12 protein-coding genes and 1 pseudogene are annotated in these 13,736 nt (G+C 33.5%); 3 read left to right on the forward strand and 10 right to left on the reverse strand.

All coding sequences use genetic code 11. From position 1 onward, the window contains the following. Positions 1 to 88: 88 nt before the first annotated feature. From DOK76_RS11155 to DOK76_RS11200, 10 genes are all read right to left on the reverse strand, one after another. Positions 89 to 1,951: a beta-glucoside-specific PTS transporter subunit IIABC gene (locus DOK76_RS11155; RefSeq protein ID WP_206967788.1), complete on the reverse strand. Its 1,863-nt coding sequence runs from the start codon at positions 1,949 to 1,951 to the stop codon at positions 89 to 91. A gap of 304 nt (positions 1,952 to 2,255) precedes the next feature. Then, complete coding sequence (locus DOK76_RS11160) at positions 2,256 to 3,233, reverse strand: ornithine cyclodeaminase family protein (RefSeq protein ID WP_206967790.1); 978 nt, start codon at positions 3,231 to 3,233, stop codon at positions 2,256 to 2,258. 19 nt (positions 3,234 to 3,252) lie between these two features. Beyond that, positions 3,253 to 4,131 (reverse strand): sulfite exporter TauE/SafE family protein, encoded by an 879-nt coding sequence (locus tag DOK76_RS11165; RefSeq protein ID WP_206967791.1) that lies wholly within the window; start codon positions 4,129 to 4,131, stop codon positions 3,253 to 3,255. A gap of 3 nt (positions 4,132 to 4,134) precedes the next feature. Next, positions 4,135 to 4,944, reverse strand: a complete 810-nt coding sequence (locus DOK76_RS11170; RefSeq protein ID WP_206967793.1) for a TrmB family transcriptional regulator — start codon at positions 4,942 to 4,944, stop codon at positions 4,135 to 4,137. A gap of 229 nt (positions 4,945 to 5,173) precedes the next feature. Next, positions 5,174 to 5,788 (reverse strand): PepSY domain-containing protein, encoded by a 615-nt coding sequence (locus DOK76_RS11175; RefSeq protein ID WP_242542293.1) that lies wholly within the window; start codon positions 5,786 to 5,788, stop codon positions 5,174 to 5,176. 98 nt (positions 5,789 to 5,886) lie between these two features. Continuing rightward, positions 5,887 to 7,239, reverse strand: coding sequence for a sensor histidine kinase (locus tag DOK76_RS11180; protein ID WP_206967795.1), 1,353 nt, complete (start codon positions 7,237 to 7,239; stop codon positions 5,887 to 5,889). After that, on the reverse strand, positions 7,220 to 7,909 hold the full coding sequence (locus DOK76_RS11185; RefSeq protein WP_206967797.1) for a winged helix-turn-helix domain-containing protein: 690 nt from the start codon (positions 7,907 to 7,909) through the stop codon (positions 7,220 to 7,222). The genes DOK76_RS11180 and DOK76_RS11185 overlap by 20 nt, the downstream gene beginning before the upstream one ends. Before the next feature lie 153 nt (positions 7,910 to 8,062). Beyond that, on the reverse strand, positions 8,063 to 8,464 hold the full coding sequence (gene ndk, locus DOK76_RS11190) for a nucleoside-diphosphate kinase (protein ID WP_206967799.1): 402 nt from the start codon (positions 8,462 to 8,464) through the stop codon (positions 8,063 to 8,065). Positions 8,465 to 8,546: 82 nt separating this feature from the next. Next, a complete protein-coding gene (locus tag DOK76_RS11195) occupies positions 8,547 to 10,037 on the reverse strand; it encodes a DEAD/DEAH box helicase (RefSeq protein ID WP_206967801.1) in 1,491 nt (496 codons plus the stop codon). A 124-nt stretch (positions 10,038 to 10,161) separates the two neighbouring features. Continuing rightward, positions 10,162 to 11,139, reverse strand: a complete 978-nt coding sequence (locus tag DOK76_RS11200; RefSeq protein WP_206967803.1) for a helix-turn-helix domain-containing protein — start codon at positions 11,137 to 11,139, stop codon at positions 10,162 to 10,164. A 155-nt stretch (positions 11,140 to 11,294) separates the two neighbouring features. On the opposite strand from DOK76_RS11200, the pseudogene DOK76_RS11205 reads away from it, so the two are divergent. From DOK76_RS11205 to DOK76_RS11215, 3 genes and pseudogenes are all read left to right on the forward strand, one after another. Further along, a pseudogene (locus DOK76_RS11205) lies at positions 11,295 to 12,494 on the forward strand (MFS transporter); the annotation flags it as partial. Between the two features lie 118 nt (positions 12,495 to 12,612). Then, on the forward strand, positions 12,613 to 12,945 hold the full coding sequence (locus DOK76_RS11210; RefSeq protein WP_206967805.1) for a PadR family transcriptional regulator: 333 nt from the start codon (positions 12,613 to 12,615) through the stop codon (positions 12,943 to 12,945). Continuing rightward, positions 12,932 to 13,732, forward strand: coding sequence for a hypothetical protein (locus DOK76_RS11215; RefSeq protein WP_206967807.1), 801 nt, complete (start codon positions 12,932 to 12,934; stop codon positions 13,730 to 13,732). Before DOK76_RS11210 ends, DOK76_RS11215 begins: the two co-directional genes overlap by 14 nt. Positions 13,733 to 13,736 lie beyond the last annotated feature (4 nt).

Raw genomic sequence — 13,736 nt, forward strand, 5'->3', positions numbered from 1 at the left:
CAACTGTTAAATAACCCTTTAAAAATGACTAATTTGGGTTACTACTTATTACAATAGTAACCCAAATCAATCTTAATGTAACGATAAATTATTTAACTAAGGTTAAAAAGTCTTCCCCTTCAATCAACTCATCTTGATTTAAATCTAACACGTCTAGGTAATCCACTGAGTTTGTGACAACAATCGGTGTAATAACAGGTTTTCCTGCTGCTTTGATTGCTTCAATATCAAACTTAACTAATAAGTCTCCAGCTTTTACTTTATCCCCTTGAGCGACTAATTTTTCAAATCCTTCGCCATTTAATTCCACTGTATCCATACCGATATGCATTAAAATTTCTGCCCCATTGTCTGTTGTTAAACCTACTGCATGTCCTGTAGGGAAAATAGTTGAAATCACACCTGATGCTGGTGCTCTTAATTCACCAATAGTTGGTTCAATAGCAATCCCTTTACCTAAAGCTCCTGAAGCAAATACTTCATCTTGAACGTCAGTCATTGGAACAACTTTACCTGTTAATGGTGATTGTAATGTTTCTCTATCTTTTACTTCTTTTGTACCTTCTACATCTGTTGAAGCTTCTGCTTCTGTATCAAATCCTAAAACTAATGTTAAAGCAAATGCAATGACAAATGAAGCGATAACACCGATGATTGCCATAACAACATTTGATTCAACACCATCAATTGTACTAATGAATCCTGGAATACTTAATAAACTAATTAAGCCCATTGCAAATGTTTTAACACCTGCTGCACCAATGATTGCTCCACCTACAGCTCCACCAATACATGCTGCGTAAAATGGTTTTTTAAGAGGTAACGTTACCCCGTATACTGTTGGTTCTGTAATACCAAAAACGGCTGTTAATGTACCAGAAATAGCCAATGCTTTTCTCTTTTGACTCTTTGTTTTAATAGCAACTGCTAATGCCGCACCAGCTTGAGCGATAACTGCTCCAAGTAACATTGGTGCCATTGTATCGTAACCATTTGTTGTTAAGTTTAACATGATAATTGGAATGAATCCCCAATGCATACCGAACATAACAAATACTTGCCATAAACCACCCATCACAGCTCCCGCTACGATTGGACTGAATCCAAATACCGCACTATAACCTTTACCTAAAAGAGCACCAATAATTGTTCCTAATGGTCCAATAGCTACAAATGTTAATGGAACCATTACCACTACTGTAATCAATGGAACTAAAATGATTTGTAGAAAATCTGGTGAGATTTTTTTAGCGAATTTTTCAATGTATTTTTGTAACCAAATAAACATAATAATTGGAATAACTGTTTGCATATAACCTGTAGGTCCCATAATTGCAGGAATACCTAAGAAGTCTAATCCAGATTGAGCTCCCGCAATAGCTGAAATACTTGGGTGAAGTAAAGCAGCTGTAATAGCTAAAGCAATAAATGGATCTGTTTTGAATTTCTTAGCTGCAGTAAAACTGATTGCAAATGGTAAAAATTGCATGAAACCATCAGAAGCAGCAAATAAAATTTGGTACGTTCCTGATTTATCAGATAACAAACCACCAACAACTAATAGAGTTAAAAGTCCTTTAAGAACCCCAACACCTGCCATGGCACCTAAGAAAGGAGTAAAAATACCTGAAATAATATCAATAAACTGATTAAATAAATTTCCTTTTGGTCCACTTTCTTCAGATGAAGCGTCTCCTAAACCTGAAATCTCTAATAATTCGGCATAGACATCTTTTACGTGACTTCCGATAACCACTTGGTATTGGCCACCACTTTGAACGACTTGAATCACACCTGGATGTTTTTGAATTTCTTCTGTTTTTGCTACTGACTCATCTTTTAATTTAAATCTTAAACGAGTCGCACAGTGAACAACACTGTTTACATTTTTCTTCCCACCAACTAGTCCTAAGACATCTTTGGCTAACTCTTGATTTGATTGTTTTGACATTTGCTATTCCTCCTTAGTTTTATTTGCATGTTTTGTAACAACAAAAAAAACCTAAACTGAGAGAAATATACTAAAAAGGCTACAGCATGGGCTGTTAATCTTTAATATATTTTCTTTCAATCTAGGTTTTGCCTGCCGAACAGTCACAATCCTTAAATGTCTAATTGGATAATAGCATCATTTCAAAAAAATGTAAACACTTACTTTTAAAAAACATGTTTTCTCTTTTGATTATTTCACAAAAAAGCTCTTAAAACCTAGTCTTATCAACTAAATTTCAAGAGTTTATTTTTGATTCGTTTGCTTATATTTTTTGTCCTAAATCTTTGGCTTTTGCTTTTTTGACGATTTGACTTGCCACAAATACATCAAGAACTGCAGACCCAACTGTTTTAAATATAGTTATTTCTTCTTCAGAAGCTCGTCCCTTAATATCACCTAAAACAAGTTGTCCTAATTCACCTCTATAGTGATTTGCTGTTAAATAACCTGATTCAACTGGTTGGATAAAATCTCCAGCTTCTTGCATCACACCATCCATTGTGTCAAAAATAACTGTTTCAGCTTCTTTAATGATTTCTTTTGGAATCTCGCACATCTCCGGTGTATACGCACCCACTCCGTTTATATGAGCACCTTCTTTTACCCATTCAGCTGAGAAAGTTGGCTGTTTAGATGTTGTGACACTAGTAATCACATCCGCTCCTTCAACACATTTTTGAGCGGTTTCACATGGAATCATTTTTACGTTGTATACAGTTTCCATGTGTTTAGCAAACTCAGTCGCTCGCTCAAAATCAATATCAAAAATTCTAATTTCTTCTAATTCCCTAGCCGTTAGCATTGCCCATAATTGACACTCTGCTTGTCCACCAGTTCCAATTAATGCACCGATTTTAGCGTCTTTTCTAGCTAGTAATTCAGTCGCAGCCCCTTGGACAGCTCCAGTTCTTAATTGAGTCAAATAAGTGCCATCTAAAATAGCATCTACCATACCAGTTTCTGGATCCAAGGTAATCATAGTAGCTGGTACACTAGGTATATCTTTTTTTATGTTATTTGGATAAACAGATACAATTTTTACCCCTAGAGCATCTTCATCTGATTCGACATAAGCGGGCATATATAAACTTTGTCCTTCTTGTTTTGGAACATCAATATTTGTTCTCAAAGGAACACTCGCTTTATTTTCAGAATATAGTCTCAATGCCTCTTTACAGGCATCCATTGCTTCTCTCATTGAAAAACTATCAACAATATGATTTTTAGTTAAAAATAACATATCTATCAATCCTCTCTTATTATGCTTGTTGTCTTACTCTTTTTAGTTCACCACTTAGCATAGTGTATGAACTATATAGTAAAACAAAAATTACTAGCCATTTCAACATATAGGTATCCAATGATTTAACAAAGAATACAGCTACCAACACACCTAGAACACCACATGTTGCTGCATAGAATGTGATTTTACGGCTATACTCATCTAGTTTGATAAATTGAACACTTCCAACTGGAACTGAGAACGTACAAGCTCCCATCATAATTGGGAAAGCTGCAATTGGATCCATACCTAATAAGTAAACTGTTACCATTGTTAGAGCATAAGAACCAATTCCAATGTTGTTTAATGCGCCATATAAAAACAGTAACGCTGCTGCTAAAACTAATTTTGCTCCGTAAAGTTCTGTTGCAGTTCCATTTGAAGGAATCCAGTTAACTTGACCTGCAAAAATCAGAAATGCCGCAATAATTAATCCAACTCCAACAAATTTTTTAATGGTTTTTTCAGGAAGTTTCACCACAAATTTAGGGCCAATATAAGCTCCAATAACTTGAGCTACAATACAAACAGATAAGGTTTTTATCCCTACATTAACAGAAGATATATAAGATAATGCCATTACTGCAACAGGAATTACACACTGAGTGTTTAAGGTTCCTGGTAATTTTTTCATTGAAGTCCAACCAAGCTTAGGATAAAGAACTGTTCCTATTGCGAAATCAGAAATCCCAAAAGCTGATAGGAAAAACATAATAAATGACGTAAAAGGTAAGAAACGACTATCTCCTTTTTCAGCTTTAAACTCTTCTTTATGACTTAATAAATCTTTCACAAATATAACTAAAAAATAACCATTTACAATAATAATTAAACCCAATAATATTTTTGTGACCATTGTCTAGTCCTCCTTATAAATTAAGCGTATCTTCTCAAATTCCTTTCCATACACTTTTTGTAGCGTGTCAGGATTTTCTTGAATAATTTTTAATGTATAAGCATCATGTTTAATATACTCTTTCGACAAGTTAACCATTGCACGATTTTGAGTCCAAGTAACATCTATCAACTGATTTTTTTCATCCATTGTTCCAAAGACAACTTCATTTTCATCAGCGACTACATTAATCCATCTAGAACCAAAATCTTTTAATTTCTCTTCTTCAAATCCATGAATGTAATAATTTGCTAATGGCATATCATAGTGATGCTCATTGCTAAATAAAATTAAAACAAAGTGTTCAACTTTTTTCTCCATCTGTTGCAATAAATCAACTAGTTCTTTTGATAGATCATTTTCCCAAATTTGAATCAACAAACTTGTTTTCGCATGTCTAATGAGATGCTCTGTTTTATCCATTACATTGGCATAACTCTCTAGTTTCCATAAAAGCTCTTCTTCTTCTTGAACTTTTATATTCCCTAATTGATTTTCTAAGACGTTTAAGTCTTGTTTAACACTTTTTTCCAATCTCTCTAAAAATTCTTCAGCAGAGACGGCATAATAAAGTTTAGGTTCTGATTTATTAACGACAACCAAATGTTTTTTGATTAGTTTTTCTAACACGTTATACACTTTAGAGCGCGCGACACCAGATTGTTTACTTACTTCATATCCTGTCATAACACCTTTTTCTAAAAGGGTCGTATACACCAGTGTTTCCATTTCAGAAAAATCATATTTCTTCATTATTTGTACAATCGTTTCCATTCACTTCAGTCCCTTAATTAATTAGTAGCTACTACAGTAACTACTATAACGGTTTATATAACTTTTAGCAATACATTGTGATATTTTTTACAATTAAAACACCTTTTTAAATAATACATACTCATAAAAAAACTCTAAATAGTGATTTAACGCACATAAAAAATCTCGTTTAGAAAACTAATAATTTTAGTTTCTAAACGAGATTTTCATGTATGTTGATCCTTACTAATTAATCATCTTGCTCTGTTTGTAAAACGTCTCCTGTTTTTGAATCTAGTTTAACTTGAACTTTCTTGTGACCGTCTTTCACTTTGACTTTCCAATAAGTCACATTTAACTCGCGGTCAAGATCCCACTCAACTGCTTGTCCAGCTCCAGCTTCTTTTTCAGCAATTTCAGTCGCTTTATCAACCGAGATAACACCTTCTAAATTAAGTTTTTCAGCTTCTCTTTTTTTACCATCTTTTTCATCTCGATCTAATTTTTCCTGTTTACTTTTTGTCACTTCTTTTTTATTACCATCAATTTTTACCTTGTACTCATTTTGATCATCTACACCTTCAACTTTGTAGATAAATGAATTGTTCTCATTTTCAAGTTCAATAGAGGTAATATCTGTGTCCGGGTATTCTTTTTGATACATAGCAATCACTTCATCTACTGAGGCAATCTTGGCATCATTCAGTTTTTCTTTTGAATCTGTTGTTTTTGTCACTGAAGACTGTGTTGTAACACTGCTTGAACTACTACTTTCTGTTTTTGGTGTTTCGATTGTTTTTTGCGTACAGCCCGCCATTAAAGCTAATGCTAGACTACTAATTCCAATTATCATTGTTTTTTTCATGATTTTTTCTCTCCCATTCATCTTTGTTTGTACCTTTATTGTAGCAAGAGATAGGTCTAATAAAATCAACTTTCCTTAAAGACTACATGAAGATTTCTTCATCTTTTTTTGGGCAAACTAATAGAAAAAATAGTTCCTTTAGGATGATTATCTTCAATCTTGATACTACCACCATATGAATCAACGATTTTTTTAACAATGGCTAACCCTATCCCAGATCCTTCAACTGTACTAGTTCTTGAATTATCTACTCGGTAAAAACGCTCAAAAATATGTTGTTTCTCTTCCTTATTTATCCCGATTCCTTGGTCTGAAACCTTCAGAAGTAGTGACTTATTAGTTTCTTCTAGAGTTACCTCAATTAAGGATTTATCATCCGAATACTTCATGGCGTTTTGTAATACATTTTGAATAATCTGCTCCATATCACTTTTTCTTCCATAGTACTCAAGGTTATCTGGAACATTTATAGCTAATTCATGAGTCGCCAACACATGACTACTCTCCACTACTTCAATGATTAAACTAGATATATCAAGCTGCATCTTAGACTGACTTGCTCTTTCTTGATCTAGATCAAGGAGTTGATGGGTTAGTCGTTCTAAACGAGCAGATTCTTTATCAATAAAATCAAGAGAAGTAGGAATAATTTCCGGATGACTTTCTCCTCTTCGTTTAATTAGATTTACATGACCTCTAATGCCTGCAACAGGTGTTTTCAAATCATGAGAGGCATCTGTAATAAACTGTCTCTCTCTTTTGATAATGTTTTGTTGTTTCTCTAACAATTCATTAAAAGCCTGAGCTACTTTAGTTATTTCGATTGGATCTGTTGGCACTGTAATACTTGTATCTTCTAACACGTCAACTTCTGTAATTTCTTTTGCCATTTCAGTCAGTTTTCGGCTCCATTTGCCGACACTCTTATGTATAACCCAGCTTCCTAGAATGATAGCGACTAGATTTAATACAATACTAATGACAAACATACCAGAAACAAGCTCCGCTGCCGTTTCTGTATTAATGGCTAGTTGAGCTTTAAAATCACCATAGTCTTTTGTTGTAACATAATAAAGACCTTCATGACTAAAAATCAAGTTATCAATAAAAGGAAGTGTTTTTCCTGTATAAAGAGCCTCAAACACATCTTTACTTTCTTCAGAGTAATAGACATCTCCCTGAGTCGTTTCAATAATCAACGCATCTTCTTCTTTTTCAGAAACAAAGGAATCAATTCTAACAGGCCAATTAAGGTCTTTTCCTTTTTCATTTGCTAAAGCGTATAACACGTCGTTTCCACGTCTTGCTACGTATTCGTAGACAAAACCAGATGCAGCTATTAAATAAAAAACATTCATCACTAATAAGATACCTAAAAAAATACCAATAAATTTTTTAGTCAGTTGATACTGGGCAGTTTGATTGACTGATTTAATCTTTTCGAAGAACATAACCTATACCTCGAATCGTTTGAATCAACTTCCCATAAGTATCAGCACCCAACTTGTTTCGCAAGGTTCTCATGTACACATCAACCACATTGGTTTGTCCAAAGTAACTATAATCCCAAACTTCATTAAGTAGTTCATCACGTGTTTTGACGACTTCTGGTTCTTTCATCAACTCATAAAGAATACCGAATTCCTTTGGTGTTAGAGATATCTTTTCTTCGCCAATATAAACTTGGTGTTTGCTGACATCTATGTTGATTCCACCATAAGACATCATCTCAAGGTTTTTATTTTCTTTTTCAAGACGTCTTTCAATCACACGAATTCTTGCAAAAAGCTCTTCGATTTCAAAAGGCTTGGTCATATAATCATCTAGACCTGTATCCAGTCCAATCACAATATCAGTTGTTTGATTTCTTGCTGTCATCATAATAATAGGTATATCACTTTTCTTTCTAATTCTCCTAGCCACTGTAATACCATCATAAATCGGCAGCATCCAATCTAATAGAATTAACAGTAAATGATCTCCTTGTTCTTCAAATAATCTTAAGGCTTCTTCGCCATCCTTTGCCCATAAGCAGTCATATCCTTCAAACTCAAGTTCTAATTGAATAAAGTTAGCTAAACTTTCTTCATCTTCTACTAATAGTATTCGAGGTTTACTCATGATAACTCCCCCTTATCTTTTATTATTAGTTTACTAAAAAGAACTCTATAGAACTACTTATAAAAAGAAAATTAAGATGAAGATTTCTTCATTTTTTAACTAAAAAAGATTGAAAAAGACTTAGTTCACAGCCTCTTTCAACCTTTTAATTTATTATTCTCCAAAGAAGCGTTCAATTTCTATTTTAGCTGACTCTAAGGAATCTGATGCATGAATAATATTTGATCCTGAAACAAAAGCATAATCTGCTCGAATCGTTCCAGGCAAAGCGTCTTGGGGGTTAGTCGCTCCAACCATCTGTCTGACAGATGCCACTCCGTTTGGACCTTCTAAAATTAATACCACAACAGGACCCGATGTCATAAAATTAACAACATCCATGAAAAAGACTTGCTCCTTTAAATGAGCATAGTGTTCTTTAACGGTCTGTTCTCGTAGTTGCTCCATTTTAAGCTTTTTAATTTTAAAGCCTCGTTTTTCAAAGCGAGTAATAATCTCTCCCACTAACTGTTTTTTGACGCCATCTGGTTTGATGATAACTAATGTTTCTTCCATGTATCTTCCTCCTTAATATTACCTGCCTTTATTGTAAGCGTTATCTCTAATAGTTTCAATAAAAAAAGGGAAGACTTTTCGTCTACCCTTTGTAATGATTCATTCGTTTTATATCTCTATCATAGGTTGTTTCATTTGAACGGCTCACTCGTCTAACGCGTCCTTTAATAGGCATACGTTGTAATTGTTTTAAGACCATTTCACCTTTACCATTTAAAATCTCAACAAAAGTAGAAATATCCATTAAATTAATCACACCAATATCATCGGCTGTCATGCCTTCAATATTACACAATGCTCCCACTACATCCCCTGGTCGCATTTTTGTTTTCTTACCAGCATTGATATGAATTTTCATAATATCATCTTTAAATTCATAACCTTTGTCTTTTTTAAGTTCAGCTTTTTGATTTTGTTTATCGTAAAAAGCTTCTAAATGTCCTTTAACTTCTTTACTATCAGGTCTTGCTATTTCTTTAATTTGTCCTTCTTTAGCTTCATAAATAGTTTCAAATAAATGACTATCTTTAGCATTTACTAAACTTAACGCCTGACCACTATTTTCAAAACGAGCGGTTCTTCCGATTCGGTGCGTATAAGTTTCTACTTTATCTGGAATATCATAGTTAACCACTAAAGAAATATCCGATACATCAATTCCTCTAGCAGCCACATCTGTTGCGACTAAATGTCTAAAGTAACCTCGCTTAAAATCTTGGATTGTTTGACTTCTATCCTTTTGTTCCATACCACCATGAAGGCAATTCACATGAACGCCTAAGTGTTTTAGCGTTTCTGTTAAACGATCTACCATCAGTTTAGTGTTACAGAAAATAATACTACTATCAGGATTTTTCACTACAAATAAATCCTTTAAAGCACCAGATTTTTCGTCATCACTTACTCGAATATACTCTTGAGCAATTTTTCTTTTTGAAGCTTCTGTCGTTTCAATCTCAATATAATGAGGTTTTTTCAACATCTTGTGTTGCAATTTCATAATCTCTTTTGGCATTGTTGCAGAGAAAAGGGCTGTTGTTCTACTTGATGGTAAGACAGTTAATATTTGTTCTACTTGTTCAATGAATCCCATCGCAAGCATTTCATCTGCTTCATCAATAATGACAGTTCTAATCTTACTTAAATCTATAGTCCCTCGTTCAATATGGTCCAAAAGACGTCCTGGTGTCGCCACAACAATATGTGTACGCTGTTTTAATGTTTTGACTTGTGATTGATAAGAACTCTTACCAAAGACAGCTTCTACCTTGATTCGCTTGTAACGACCTATATTAAAAATTTCTTCTTTAATTTGAGTAGCTAACTCTCTTGTAGGTGTTAGTACAAGAGCTTGAGGGGCACGTTCTTCCCAAGTTAATCGTTGACATAACGGAATCCCAAAAGCAGCGGTTTTACCACTCCCTGTTTGAGATTTCACCAAACAATCTTTCTTGTTAAGTAACAAAGGAATAACTTCTTTTTGTACCTTAGTTGGTGACGTGTAGTTTAATACGGATAAAGCTTTAATAATATGTTTATCTAAATGAAAGTCTTCAAAATTAGTTTGACTCATAATCGACATCCTTACTTCAATGAAGAAAAGCAAACTTGTCTCCATTAATTGTTTATTTTTGGCTTTCATAGTTTAACATGCCTTGCCTAAATAAGACACCTTAAACCCCTAACTATCACTAAAATCACACAAACAGCAAGTATTGGCTTGGTTCTTCTTTATTTTTGAGTACACTTTTTAGAATTGTTTGAAACTTATTTTCTAGTGAAGGCTGATCTAAAATACGAAAAATAGATAGGGCCTGATGGCATGACTGAAGTCCTTTTTCTTTCTCTTCAAAAATAATCGTATACCAACCTTCATAAAATAATAAAAAGGTACTATTCATCAAATCTTTTTCGTCTTTTAATAAGTTTCTTGCTAGAATAAGCGTTTCTTTCGCCCACTCTTTATTTCTAAAATTAACAAAATGAGAAAAACTTGAAAAAACAATATCTAATTTATAAGTTGCCATCACAGGTAATTGGCTCTCTTTTTTAGTTCGAGACAAGGCAATTGTAAGTAATTGCTTAATTTGACTTTCTTTAAAAGAAAATAAAAACAGTCTAAATAATAACACTTCAAAAAGTCCCCAGTCTTCTACTTTATATAAATAGGAAACAATAGGTTTTGTAATCAAATTAATGTTCTCCATAATGCTTTCAACTGTTTTTCTCTTACTCTCATCTAGGTTAGATTCATAGGTGAATAGACAGACATCACAGTAGATGATTAAATAGTTTTGCCAACTGACTTTAGGATTCAGTTTTTCTCTGATTTCAGTCATCTCCTCAATGCCTTTCTTAAAACCACTTTTATTAATGTCACTAACAACTCGCATTAAATCTGCTAACAAGAAATAAAAATCACTCGTTAAGTAACCTCGTAATACTTTTAACTCCTCATTTAAATTTGGGTTCTGATTTAGCTGTCTTAAATACAAGAATTCTTCAAAAGAGACGTTCACATTTTCAAGAAGTCTCTCCAAACGATGCATACTTATATTGGAGTTTCCTTTTTCAAATTTACTAATAAAAGAGACACTGTTTAGTTCATCAGACACTTGTTCTAAACTTAAACCACGATCTTTCCTTAATTTTCTAAATAATTGGCCCTCATCCATTTATTCTCACCTTTTTTCCACTATAGTAGAATTTCTTATTATAGACAGTGTACCTCAACTATACTAAAGATACAAAATAAATTGACGAGGTGATTAACATGCATATCTATTAAAAAAATAAGGGCTACCGTACCTTAACAAATGCTTCTTTACTAAATGGGATTGGTAATAGTCTTTATAACATCGTTTTTATCGTTTACGCTAGCACATTATCATTCAATACTTTAGCCGTTTCATTAGCTTCTGTGGCTATTTTTATCCCTAGTTTCTTTCAACCTTTCGTTGGACACATTGCTGATAGAACTAAACAAAAGCTTAAGTGGAATATCCTATCACGACTCATTCAATTTTCTTTATTTCTCTTACTAGCAGGATTAATCCTTCTTGAACCAAGCTTTCCTCTTTTTCTAGCCCTACTACTTATTAACGTGATCTCAGATTGTTTTGGATTTTATAGTAGTGCTCTGCAGCTTCCCTACATCAAGCATGTTGTCCCTGAAGAGAATTTAATGGAGGCAATGGGATTTCAAAATGCCTGTGCTACATTGATGCAACTTATTTTCCAAGGATTTGGAGCATTCTTAATTGTTCAACTCAACTATAATTTTTCCTTATTTGCTATTATCAACGCCGCAACTTTTTTAGCAGCAGCCTTTGTTATCCTTAGCCATTATAAATTCTTAAACCAATTAACTCTCACTCCTGTTCCACCTCTTAAAGAAGGTAATTCCTTTAAGAATGATTTCAAAGAAACCATGCATCTTTTCCTAAATAACCCATTCTTAAAAATGATTATCATTTTTGCTGTGTTGATTAATCTCTTAGGCTCTTCTTCTGATGGGTTACTCAATGTTTCCTTATTGAATCGTGAGAACTTATGGTTCACTAATCTACCTAATACCATCGCTTTAGTTGGAATCAGTACCTCATTAGGCTTACTCCTTGGTTCTTTACTAACTAAAGATTTTTTCAAAAAAGTGTCGAGCCTACGAATTATCAGTCTTATATTGCTTAATACCACTCTCTTACCTATTATTTTGTTGGTCATTCAATCCAAGCTACTCTTAATCCTCTCACTATTCACTTTAGGTTACTTACTAGGTAAAATTAATCCTCGGATTTCGGCTTATATTATTAGTGAAGTCCCTCAAGAAAAGCTTGGACTCACAAGTGGTATTTTTAGTATTTTAGTCATGGCTGGCACACCAATTGGTCAATTCATCTTTTTAGGAACTGCTAATGTGTTTAATGATTCCTTAAGTTGGCTTCTCTTTGGTGACTTCTCTATCCTCTTTTTACTTGTTTCTCTCTCATATGCCAGTAAATTAAGCGATCCTGTTATTACTAAACACTGAAAAACCTGAGGCTCAACTCACAAATTGATGCCTCAGGTTTTTTATATCCGAAACGGGTATATATCCAATTGACATATATCCAATTTGGATACAATATAAAGAAAAGGAGGTAGTTGACATGAAACCAGCCACACCATTACTAGATTCTCCCATGAATTACTCCGCTTTTTTAATTTTACTTTCCTTAAGAACAAAATCCCATGGGTATGAAATCATGAAATACGTTAACAACGCAACAAAGGGACTCATTACAATTGGACCAGCTACAATGTATCGAACCATTGCCGATTTTTTAAACAAGGACTATATCGAGCTAGTTTCTGACCAAGAGTCCAAAAAAGAATATATTATTACTGAAAAAGGAAGCCAACTACTAAAGGAGCAAATTGCTTTCATACAACTCATCAATCAACTTGCTTTAGAAGGAGGTAATTTTGATGAAAGCCATTAGATTGTTTAGAACTGGAAGTGACAAAGAAGCTCATTTTTTAAAAAACATGTTAAATCAACACTTTTTGCTAACAAAGAAAACTGGGTGTGTTTATTCCTTCATACAGGATAGTAGTTCTTCTAAAGATTTAGTCATTGAGTTTATTGATAAAGAGAGTTTTATACGAGATAGTGACTTACGATCTTCTTTTGAAAATCAGACTACTAGCTATAAAAAATTATTTTTAGCGCCTTTTTTCGTCTGCTATACTTACTTACAAGGTGAAAATTTTGCAAACTACTCCAATGAGGTTTCTGATGATATTCAACTTGATTATCTCAACTATCGAGACAATCAATCGAAAAAAATAGGTTTAAGCATCATCCTTTTAGGTATCTTGGCTTGGTTTTTTATTGAGTGGCTTCTTAAGGATTGGTCTGGCAACGCCTTTACATTTACAATGCTTGGTCTGATTCTCTTATGGTTTATTAACTTGGCTAATAATATCTATTTGTCAAAAAAGAAAGACCAATTGGAAATAAAATTAGGTAAACCGACAGAAATGATCTTCCTTACCTTAAATATTGCCATTAGAAACATACCTAAAAAACCAGATATAACTAAGCTATCGTACTTAGGCAACTGGAGCTTTGTGAATGACAATCAAAACAAACAGGAATACTTTTTTAAACTCAAGACTAGTTTAGGACGAGAAGAAGTCAAAACGGACATTAGTGAATTTTTAGGGATTCCTCGCGAGTCTATATCTATTAGTACTCCTGCTGATTTATTCGGCTTTAGATTGTAAAAAA

Origin of the sequence: Candidatus Vagococcus giribetii (assembly GCF_017316185.1) — a bacterium.
GTDB classification, from domain to species: domain Bacteria; phylum Bacillota; class Bacilli; order Lactobacillales; family Vagococcaceae; genus Vagococcus; species Vagococcus giribetii.

Excerpts from the sequence above, each read along its gene's own strand:
- DOK76_RS11185 (WP_206967797.1), bottom strand. The coding sequence starts at position 7,909 with ATGAGTAAACCTCGAATACTATTAGTAGAAGATGAAGAAAGTTTAGCT.
- DOK76_RS11200 (WP_206967803.1), bottom strand. The coding sequence starts at position 11,139 with ATGGATGAGGGCCAATTATTTAGAAAATTAAGGAAAGATCGTGGTTTA.
- DOK76_RS11175 (WP_242542293.1), bottom strand. The coding sequence starts at position 5,788 with ATGAAAAAAACAATGATAATTGGAATTAGTAGTCTAGCATTAGCTTTA.
- DOK76_RS11155 (WP_206967788.1), bottom strand. The coding sequence starts at position 1,951 with ATGTCAAAACAATCAAATCAAGAGTTAGCCAAAGATGTCTTAGGACTA.
- DOK76_RS11165 (WP_206967791.1), bottom strand. The coding sequence starts at position 4,131 with ATGGTCACAAAAATATTATTGGGTTTAATTATTATTGTAAATGGTTAT.
- DOK76_RS11215 (WP_206967807.1), top strand. The coding sequence starts at position 12,932 with ATGAAAGCCATTAGATTGTTTAGAACTGGAAGTGACAAAGAAGCTCAT.
- DOK76_RS11180 (WP_206967795.1), bottom strand. The coding sequence starts at position 7,239 with ATGTTCTTCGAAAAGATTAAATCAGTCAATCAAACTGCCCAGTATCAA.
- ndk (WP_206967799.1), bottom strand. The coding sequence starts at position 8,464 with ATGGAAGAAACATTAGTTATCATCAAACCAGATGGCGTCAAAAAACAG.
- DOK76_RS11210 (WP_206967805.1), top strand. The coding sequence starts at position 12,613 with ATGAAACCAGCCACACCATTACTAGATTCTCCCATGAATTACTCCGCT.
- DOK76_RS11160 (WP_206967790.1), bottom strand. The coding sequence starts at position 3,233 with ATGTTATTTTTAACTAAAAATCATATTGTTGATAGTTTTTCAATGAGA.
- DOK76_RS11170 (WP_206967793.1), bottom strand. The coding sequence starts at position 4,944 with ATGGAAACGATTGTACAAATAATGAAGAAATATGATTTTTCTGAAATG.
- DOK76_RS11195 (WP_206967801.1), bottom strand. The coding sequence starts at position 10,037 with ATGAGTCAAACTAATTTTGAAGACTTTCATTTAGATAAACATATTATT.